Source organism: Streptomyces sp. NPDC007905 (assembly GCF_042959345.1).
In the GTDB taxonomy this organism is placed as follows: Bacteria; Actinomycetota; Actinomycetes; order Streptomycetales; family Streptomycetaceae; genus Streptomyces.
In genome coordinates, this window is record NZ_JBIBKS010000080.1 from 1 (window position 1) to 1,861 (window position 1,861).

At 66.8% G+C, this 1,861-nt stretch carries 1 protein-coding gene; it reads left to right on the plus strand.

Features of this window, described 5'->3' with window-relative positions:
• The first annotated feature begins 588 nt into the window (after positions 1-588).
• On the plus strand, positions 589-1,833 hold the full coding sequence (locus ACFZDC_RS41980; RefSeq protein ID WP_391332370.1) for an IS110 family transposase: 1,245 nt from the start codon (positions 589-591) through the stop codon (positions 1,831-1,833).
• Positions 1,834-1,861 lie beyond the last annotated feature (28 nt).

The following is a 1,861-nucleotide window of genomic DNA, read 5'->3' on the forward strand; positions in this document are numbered from 1 at the left end:
CCGGACATGCAATGTCTCGGTAGAGAGCGGCGGACAGCCCTGCGGCTTGTGGTGACGACCTGGCGGGTGCCGGGTGGATGCCTGAATCACGCCGGGCTTTGACGCCTCGCTGTAGACCGCGCTGCGTTCGGCACGTGCTCGGTCGTCACCACTGGCACCAGTAAGCGGTGGGACTCGTGGGTGCCGAACGGACGCTTGGAGATGTCCTGGCCTTGATCCCTATTCGTAGACCGTGCGTCGTCCGGCGCCTTCGAGTGCCACCGCAAAGCGGCTGTTTGATGTTCGTCGGTCCTGGACGGATGCCTCAAGGTCGCTTGGCCCCGATGCCTATAGGTAGATCGGCGCCGCCCAGGCCCGTCGATCCTCAACACCCTTACCTAGACCACTCGTTGGTGTTGGTTGTGCGAGCCCACCGCATGGTGACCTCTTGAGAAGCCCGAGCTGTCTGAGCTCCCGGATAGACCGAGGCCCGTGGGGTGAGCTGGTGCCACGAACGGCTACTGAGGTGGCGGACCGGCCCTTGTGCTGAGTCCTGGGATTAGGTCGCTGCGTGGCCCGCATGAGCTCGTGACGTGCACAAAATGCACTATAGGGAGGAACGTTTTGATCTACTGCGGCATCGACTGGGCCGAGCGGACACACGACGTCGCCCTGGTCGACGACAGCGGCCAGTTACTCGCCAAGCGGCACATCACCGATGACGCCGCAGGTTACAAGATCCTGCTGGACCTGCTTGTCGAGTTCGGCGACAGCGAGGGGAACCCGATCCCGGTCGCGATCGAGACCTCGCGGGGCCTGCTCGTGGCGGTGCTGCGGACCGGCAAGCGGCAGGTGTTCGCGATCAATCCGATGGCGGCCGCCCGTTACCGCGACCGGCACTCAGTCTCGCGCAAGAAGTCCGACCCCGGCGACGCCCTGATGCTCGCGAACATCCTGCGCACCGACATGCACGCCCACCGGCCACTGCCCAACGACAGCGACCTCGGCCGGGCAATCGCCGTCCTCGCCCGTGCTCAGCAGGACTCACTCTGGAACCGCCAGCAGCTGTCCAATCAGCTCCGCTCACTGCTGCGGGAGTACTACCCGGCCGCCCTGGCGGCCATCGATCCCTGGCGCAACGGGCTGTGCCGACCGGAGGCCCGGGAGCTTCTGAAGGCGGCCCCGACGCCGACCCGGGCCGCGCGGCTGACCCGCACGCAGCTGGAGGCCGCGCTCAAGCGGGCCGGCCGCAAGCGCGGCATCACTGCCGAAGCTGAGCGGCTCCGTGGCGTCTTCCGCGACGACTACGCTCACCAGCCGCCGCTGGTCGAGGACGCGCTGGGCAAGCAAATGCTCGCGCTCCTGGTCCAGTTGGAGGCCGCCTGCACCGCCGCCGACGACCTCGCTCAGGCGGTTGAAGAGGCCTTCCCTCAGCACCCAGACGCTGACATCATCCTCAGCTTCCCCGGACTCGGCGTCCAGCTCGGCGCCCGGGTGCTCGCCGAGATCGGAGACGACAAGGCCCGCTTCGCGGACGCCCGCGGTCTGAAGGCATACGCCGGCGCCTCGCCCATCACCAGGGCCTCAGGCAAGAAATCGAGCATCACCCGGCGGTGGGTGAAGAACGACCGGCTCAACCACACCGGCTACCTCTGGGCCTTCGCCTCCATCACGGCCTCGCCCGGCGCCAAGGCCCACTATCGACGTCGCCGCGACGACCACGGAGACTGGCACGCCGCCGCACAGCGCAACCTTTTCAATCGCATGCTCGGACAGCTCTACTACTGCCTCCAGCACCACACGCTGTTCGAGGAACACACGGCCTTTCCAACCGCTCTCGCCGCAGCTGCTTGACACGTTGAGTGCCTGAGGTGTCTCTACC